Source organism: Amycolatopsis sp. NPDC003731 (genome assembly GCF_053586895.1).
This window is the reverse complement of the sequence record NZ_JBSFNC010000026.1, coordinates 1-6,829: the sequence shown is the minus strand read 5'-3', so window position 1 is coordinate 6,829 and position 6,829 is coordinate 1. Positions and strand designations below refer to the sequence as shown.

The following is a 6,829-nucleotide window of genomic DNA, read 5'->3' as shown; positions in this document are numbered from 1 at the left end:
CGAACCCGCCGCGTCCTGACCGGCCGACACGCTCCCCCGCGACGAACCCACCGGGTCCTGACCGGCCGGCACGCCCGCCCGCGGCGAACCCGCCGGGTCCTGGCCGGTCTCGGCGGCGATGCGGTGCCAGACGTCGTCGGACACCGGTGGCAGCGACAGCTCGGCCGCCACTTCCCGGCCCAGTCCGGCGATCGTGCGCAGCGAGTCGTAGTCCGATCGGCACGCCGGGCAGGTGCCGAGGTGAGCGGTCTCGGCGGGGTCCGGGCCGCCGTCACCGAGGGCGAGCAGCGTGAGGCGGTCGGGATCCGGGTGCGCCATCGTTCACCTCCTCCGCGCTCGACTCGAGCTGTTCGCGCAGCGCGCGCATGCCGCGGCGCAGGTGGCTTTTCACCGTGCCCAGCGGGAGGTCCGTGCGGTGGGCGATCTGGGTGTGGGTCAGATCGGCGTAGAAGGCCAGGTGCAGCACCAGGCGTTGCGCCTCCGGGAGCCGCGCCAGGCCGTCCGCGACGATCAGCCGGTCGAGCACCCGCTCCGGCGACTCCGCCACGGCGGTCTCCGGCGGCGAAACGGCCGCCGCCGCTTCGCTGTCCCGGTGTTCCCGTCCGCGCGAACGCAGGAGGTCGACGATGCGGCGGCGGGTGATCCCCAGCAGCCAGACCAGCAGGCCGGCTCGGCCCGGGTCGTAGGTGCTCCGGCCGTTCCAGGCCGAGACGAAGGTCGACTGGACGACGTCGTCCACGTCCGCCGGATCGCGCAGGCTCGCGCGGGCGAGTCGCTGCACGGCGGGCCCGTGCCGGTCGAAGACCGCGCGCAGCGCGCCCGCGTCCCCGGCGGCGAACCGCCGGTCGAGGTCGTCGGGCACGAGCGGCCTGACGCCACCTTCGGTCCTCGGCATCGCCGTTTCCCGGCCGAGGGAAGCACCGGCTGCCAGGCGGCGGCTCACGACGCCGGCCTTCGGGGTGTGCGGCTCGTTCGCCGGTAGACGTCGGCGAAGCGGGCGGCGACCTGGGTGATGCCGAACCGGCGCCGGACCGTGTCCCGGCCGGCGGCCGCGGCCGCGCGCGCCCGCACCGGGTCGTCGGCCGCGGCGCGGACGAACGCGCTCAAGTCGTCACCGAAGGCTTCGAGGCCGGAGGTGTCGGCCAGCAGGCCGTTGTGGCCGTGGTCGATGTAGTGCCGGAGCCCGCCGCGGCGCGGGCCGAGGACGAGCAGCCCGGCTTCCATGGCTTCCAGGACCGCGATGCCGAACTCCTCCTTGCGGCTGGGGCAGGCGTAGAGGTGGGGCGAGGGCGCCGGAAGCAGGCGGGTGAGCCCGTGTTCGAGCAGCCGGACGTCGTCGTTGCCGAGCGCCGCCAGCACGGCCAGGCGGCCTGCCGCCCGCGGGTACGCCCGGTGCAGGGCGAGGATGCGCTCCAGCACCCGGGTTTCGTCCTCGGTCGGACGGGCGGGGTCGCCCCCGACGAGCACCAGCGCCGTCCGCCGGTGAAGGCCGCGGGTGAGCCAGGCTTCGACCAGGAGGTCCTGCTGCTTGACCGGGTGGAGCCGGCCCACGGACAGCACGATCGGCAGGCCGCGGGCGTCCGGGCCGAGGCGGGGCAGCCGGTCGTCCGGCGCGAACAAGGAGTCGGCCAGCTGCTGCTGCCGGGGATCCTCGGCGGCGACCTGGGGCAGCACCGGGATCCCCTCGGCGAGGGACTCCGGTTCCGGGCGCCCGCGCAACGCGGGGAAGTACGCGGGCAGTTCCCCCGGCGGCCGCCCGGGCAAGCCGAGCAGCGTGTCCGCCCGGGCCACCAGCCGGTCGGCCGCGTACACGCGGTGCAGGTCGAACCGCGCGCTGGCCGGGGACTCGGCGCTGGCGGGCCGGTGCCGCTCGGCGAGCGAGCGGTGCGGGTCCGCGGTCAGGGTGAACACGGTCCGGGCGCCGAGCGCGGTGGCGGCGTCGGCGATCGCCAGCGACCCGTCGTCGGCGTACCGGACGTGCACGACGTCGGGGTGACAGCCGGACAGCCGCAGCAGCCGTCGTGCCAGGAACGTGAGCGCCGCGCGGTGCCGGGACAGCTCGGGCTGGGCCGGCGCGGTGGGGGCGTCGACCGGGATCCGCAGCACGACGTGCCCGTCGCCGTCGGCTTCGGCCAGCGCGGGGCGGCCGGCGAGGTCGTCGTGCCCGGCCGGGGTCAGGGTGACCACGCGGGCGATGCCGTCGTGCTGGGGCAGGGCCGTACCGAGGTGCCGCAGGAGCACGGTCAGCCCGCCGCTCGCCCCGGCGCCCGGCTGGTCGAACGAGCCCAGCAGCATCGACTGGGCCACGACCAGCCCCTCGCGACGCGCAGGCGGGACCGTCCACAGTGGTGCGTCGGCCGGGGTCGCGCGGCAGACCGCCGCGAGCGCCCGTTCGTAGGGGTCTTCGTCGCGTTCCCGCGTGATCGCCCCGCTGTGCCGGGAGAGGTACCGCCACCCGGCGTGCCGCAGCGCGCGGTCGTGCTCGGCGCCCTCGACCACCGCCCCGGCCGGGATGCCCCCGACGTCGTGCCGCTCGGCCAGGTCCAGCAGCAGCACGCGACGGCGTGGCGAGGCCGTGTCGAAGGCGGCGCGGATCGCCACGCCCGCCGCCACCCAGCCGTGCGCGGCGGTCGCGGCGGAGAAGAGGTCCAGGGCCACGGACGTGCCCAGGTCGGCGAGCACTCCTTCGGTCTCGGGGAGGGCGGCCAGCACGTCGGAGGGTGGCGGCGGATCCGACGCCCGGGCCAAGGCCCGCAACTCGGCCAGCGCGGAATCGGCGTCGCCCGCCGCCGGACCGGCGCCGGCGTATTCGACCAAGGCCGGGACGCCGAACGCCGGGTGGAAGCCGCGGCGGACCTCGTCGACCCGGGTGAGGTCGGTGCCGGGTCGCAGGTCCCGCAGCGCCGTCAACGCGTCGGCGGGGGCGGTGTCGTGGATGATCACGGCAGTACCTCTGGGGACAAGGCCGCCGGATCGGCGACGACGACGGGGAGAACGGGATGCCGGAAGCGCGGATCGTGGTGGTGAGCCCGCCGTTCGCCTCGCACGCCCAGCCGCTCGCCACGGTGGCGGCGGCGCTGGCGGCCGAGGGCGCGGACGTGACGTTCGCGTGCGACCCCGCGTTCGCGGACCTCGCCGCACGGCGGGGTCTGCGGTTCGAGCCGTTCGGGTTCGGCGACAACGCCAACACCGGCATCGCCGAGCGCACCCGCCAGCAGGCGGCCGGGGCCCGGCGGCTGACCGAGTTCCTCGACGCCACCCGCGCGGGTGCGGTGCCGGCGCTGCTGGCCCAGGCCCGGCACCGCCGGGCGGACATGCTGCCCGACCCCGCCGGCGTCCACGCCGCGCTGCGGCGCCTGGACGCCCGGCTGCGTCCGGACTGGTACCTCGTCGACCAGCTGGCCTACGCGGTCACGCTCGCGCTCCGGGCGCTGGACCGGCGGTGGGCGGCGTTCTGCCCCGGGCACCCCGGTTACGTGCTCGAGGGCCCGGACCGCTTCTTCGGGCTGCCGCCCTACTGGCCGGACGCGATCACGCCCCCGGCGGCCGAACTGGCGGCGCTGCGAGCCGAAGTGGCGGCCAACGACCGCCTGTTCACCGAGCTGTTCACCCGGTTCCTCGCCGAGCACGCTCCCGGCCGGCCGGCCCCGCGCAGTGCGTTCGGCCTGACCTCGCCCGAGGCCGTGCTGTTCAACTACCCCGAGCTGCCGTGGCTGCCGCCGTTGCCGGCCGGGCCGGCGCTGCTGTTCGCCGGGCACTGCAGCGACGTCGGCGAGACCGGGCTCTCGCCCGAGTGGCGGGACCGCGTCGGGCAGCTGACCGACGGCGGGCGTCGGCGGCTCGTCCTCGTCTCGTTCGGCACGTTCCTCTCCGCCCGCGACGACGTGCTCGCCACCGTCGTCCGCGGTGCGGCGCAGGTGCCGGACGTCTCGGTGCTGGTCTCGGCCGGGAACCGGGCCGAGACGCTGCGGACGGCGTTCGCGGACGACCGCTGGATCGAGGTCTTCGACCACGTGCCGCAGCGGGCGCTCCTGCCGAGTGCCTCCCTGGTCGTGCACCACGGCGGCAACAACACCTTCACCGAATGCCTGGCCGCCGGGGTGCCCGCGATCGCGTTGCCGTTCTCCAGCGACCAGTTCGCGGTCGCTCATGATCTCGAACGCATTCCGGCGGGCCGCGTGCTCGACCCGCACCGCCTGACTCCGGCCGCGGTCACCGAGGCCACCGCCGCGGTGCTGTCGTCGGGCGGCCGCGTGCGCGAGGCCGCGGCGCGCCTGCTCGCGTCAGGCGGGCCGCAGACCGCGGCGCGCCGATTGCTCGAAGCCATGGACCGCCCTCCCGAGTGAGTTGCACAATCGATGCAAAGCTAGCCGTCACTGCGCTCGATCGCCGTACTCAAGGCGAATTTAGGTCGTTTTGCATCGCATATGAATCGTCATTACGCGCTGAGACGCGGGGACCCGCAGCGAGTACTGTGATGCAGAATGCGTTCAACCGGAGCCGGGAGAGCCTGTGAGCAGCACATCCGAGGGGCGGTCCCTCACCTCGAGCGAGGTCGCCCGGACCCTCGGCGTCTCGCAGGTGACGCTGCGGACGTGGGAGCAGCGGTACGGCATCGGCGCCTCGGGCCGGGAGGAGAACGGCCGGCGGCGGTACACCGCCGAGGACGTCGAGCGGTTGCGGCGGATGCGAGCGCTTCAGGCGCAGGGCACCCGGGCGCGCGAAGCGGCCAGGCTGGTGCTGTCCCGGACCGCGGCGGAGACGACCGTGAAGCAGCGGCGGCAGCGGATCGCCGAAGCCGCCGAACTGCTCGACGTGCCGGCCATGGGCGACCTGGTCGACGACGCGCTCGCCAGTCTGGGGGTGGCGAAGTGCTGGACCGAGGTCGTCGCGCCGGTCCTGCGGGCGATCGGGGAACGCTGGGCGCAGGCGGGCGACCGCAACGCGATGGCCGCGGAGTGGGCGCTGGCCGCCGCGGCCTCGGCGGCGCTGGACCGGTTGCGGACGCCGGCGCCCGCCCGGGCCGGCCGGGGCCCGGCCCTGTTCGTCTGCGGGCCGGCGGAGCGCCACGAACTGCCGGTGAAGATGCTCAGCGCGGCCCTCGGCGACGACGGCGCCCCGTCGATGTTCCTCGGCGGCCTGGTGTCGATCGACGTCCTGCGGGTGGTGTCCGGCCGCTACGCGCCGAGCGCCGTGGTGGTGTGGTCGATGACGTCGCCGTCCGCGGACGTGCGGACCCTGCGCACCCTGCACGCCGAGGGCATCCCGGTCCGCCCGGCCGGTCCGGGCTGGCGCGGGCTCCCGACGGTCGGCGAGCCGTTGCCGCCGTCATTCCCCGAGGCGCTGGCGTCCTTCGGCGGCTGACCGCGGCAGTTCCGCGCGCGGCGGCCGGAAGCGGCTGGTCCGCTCGGTGCGGCGCGCCGGCACGTCGTTGGCGATGAGCACCGCCGCCCACGGCAGCGGCACGGAGATCGCGAGGAAGGCCAGGGCCAGCCACCAGACGTGCGCGGTGAGCCCGGCCAGCACCAGGCACGGGATGCGGCAGGCCATCATCACCACGTACTTGCGGCGGCGCCGGGCGAGCTGCTCGTCGGCCGACGGGGCGGCCGTGGTGATCAAGGCGGGGCTTCGGCTCACCCGGCACTCCCGAGCCGGACGGACAGCACGGCCAGCGGCCCGACGCCGTTCTGGACGACCGAAAGCAGCACCGCGGGCGGGCTGCCGGACCAGTGCACCGCGGCCGCCCAGGCCGACCCGGCGAGCAGCAGCCCGCCGAGCAGCACCGCGACGGTGGCCGCACTGCGCCGCAGCCGCCGGTCGCGGAGATCGACGATGGTCAGCGCCAGTGCCGCGTGGACGACGAGGGCCACCGCCGCACCCAGCGCCGGCCAGTCGAAGGGCAGCCAGGTGAAGCCGGCCGCCGTGGCGGCCGCGGAGCCCGCGGCGGTGACCGCCGCACAGCAGCCGGCGAGCCGCGCCCGGGCGACCGGCGCCACCGTCGTCATCGCCGCCCCCGGTCCAGGGCACGGGTTTCGGCCGGCGGGTCCGGCGTGAGCAGCGAGCCGGGCACCGCGTGGCCGGCCGAGCCCAGCTTGTTCATCTTCTTCGGCACGGGTGCGCCCTGGTACTCGAGCGGGGTGGCGGCCAGCGGCTGGTGGATCTCGATGAACTCACCGTGCGGCAGCCGCTTGATGATGCCCGTCTCGACGCCGTGCTCGAGCACCTCGCGGTCGGCCCGCTGGAGGCCGACGCACAGCCGGTAGGTGACGAAGTAGGCCAGCGGCGGTCCGATGAGCAGCCCGATCCGGCCGGCCCACGTCATCGCGTTGAGGGACACGTCGAACTGGACGGCGAGGATGTCGTTGAAGCTGGACAGGGTGAGCACGAGGAAGAACGTGATCGCCATGGCGCCGATCGACGTACGGACCGGGACGTCCCGCGGCCGCTGGAGCAGGTTGTGGTGCGCGGTGTCCCTGGACAGCTTCCGCTCGATGAATGGGTAGCTCAGCAGGGCCGTCACCAGCACGGCGATGCCGATGGCGCCGGCGAAGAAGACCGGCGGCACGGTGTGGTCGCCCAGGTAGAGCTCCCAAGGCGGCCAGACGCGCAGCAGCCCGTCCGCCCAGCCCATGTACCAGTCCGGCTGGGACCCGGCGGAGACCTGGGAAGGGTTGTAGGGCCCGAAGTTCCACACCGGGTTGATCTGGAACAGCCCCGACATCAGCGCCAGCACCCCCACGACCAGGGTGAAGAACGCCCCGCCCTTGAGCGCGAAGTACGGCATGATCCGCACCCCGACGACGTTGGTCTCCTTGCGCCGCACCCCCGG

Annotated in this window: 8 protein-coding genes; 2 read left to right on the top strand and 6 right to left on the bottom strand. The window is 75.2% G+C overall.

Annotated features, from left to right (window positions below; genetic code table 11):
* The 3 genes from ACWDN5_RS13645 to ACWDN5_RS13635 all read right to left on the bottom strand — a co-directional run.
* Window positions 1-318, bottom strand: a 318-nt coding sequence (locus ACWDN5_RS13645) for a hypothetical protein (protein WP_449676504.1), incomplete at its 3' end; no start/stop codon positions are given.
* Complete coding sequence (locus ACWDN5_RS13640; protein WP_310970094.1) at window positions 272-895, bottom strand: RNA polymerase sigma factor; 624 nt, start codon at window positions 893-895, stop codon at window positions 272-274. The genes ACWDN5_RS13645 and ACWDN5_RS13640, both read right to left, overlap by 47 nt.
* Window positions 896-939: 44 nt before the next feature.
* The gene (locus ACWDN5_RS13635) at window positions 940-2,943 is read right to left on the bottom strand and encodes a glycosyltransferase (protein WP_449676503.1); all 2,004 of its coding nucleotides are present in this window, start codon (window positions 2,941-2,943) and stop codon (window positions 940-942) included.
* Window positions 2,944-2,999: 56 nt separating this feature from the next.
* Between ACWDN5_RS13635 and ACWDN5_RS13630 the strand changes: the two genes are divergently transcribed.
* Both ACWDN5_RS13630 and ACWDN5_RS13625 read left to right on the top strand, forming a co-directional pair.
* Entirely contained in the window at window positions 3,000-4,346 is a 1,347-nt protein-coding gene (locus tag ACWDN5_RS13630) for a nucleotide disphospho-sugar-binding domain-containing protein (protein ID WP_449676502.1), read from the top strand.
* Window positions 4,347-4,512: 166 nt separating this feature from the next.
* Window positions 4,513-5,364, top strand: a complete 852-nt coding sequence (locus ACWDN5_RS13625) for a MerR family transcriptional regulator (protein ID WP_310970091.1) — start codon at window positions 4,513-4,515, stop codon at window positions 5,362-5,364.
* Here the strand turns inward: ACWDN5_RS13625 and ACWDN5_RS13620 are convergent.
* The 3 genes from ACWDN5_RS13620 to ACWDN5_RS13610 form a co-directional block, all read right to left on the bottom strand.
* Complete coding sequence (locus ACWDN5_RS13620; RefSeq protein WP_449676501.1) at window positions 5,329-5,637, bottom strand: DUF3099 domain-containing protein; 309 nt, start codon at window positions 5,635-5,637, stop codon at window positions 5,329-5,331. The two genes, ACWDN5_RS13625 and ACWDN5_RS13620, sit on opposite strands and share 36 nt — an antisense overlap.
* Window positions 5,634-6,005 carry a hypothetical protein gene (locus ACWDN5_RS13615; protein ID WP_449676500.1) on the bottom strand — a complete coding sequence of 124 codons (372 nt, stop codon included), beginning with the start codon at window positions 6,003-6,005 and terminating at the stop codon, window positions 5,634-5,636. The genes ACWDN5_RS13620 and ACWDN5_RS13615 overlap by 4 nt, the downstream gene beginning before the upstream one ends.
* On the bottom strand, window positions 6,002-6,829 hold an 828-nt coding region (locus tag ACWDN5_RS13610), incomplete at its 5' end, for a cytochrome b N-terminal domain-containing protein (RefSeq protein WP_449676499.1). The genes ACWDN5_RS13615 and ACWDN5_RS13610, both read right to left, overlap by 4 nt.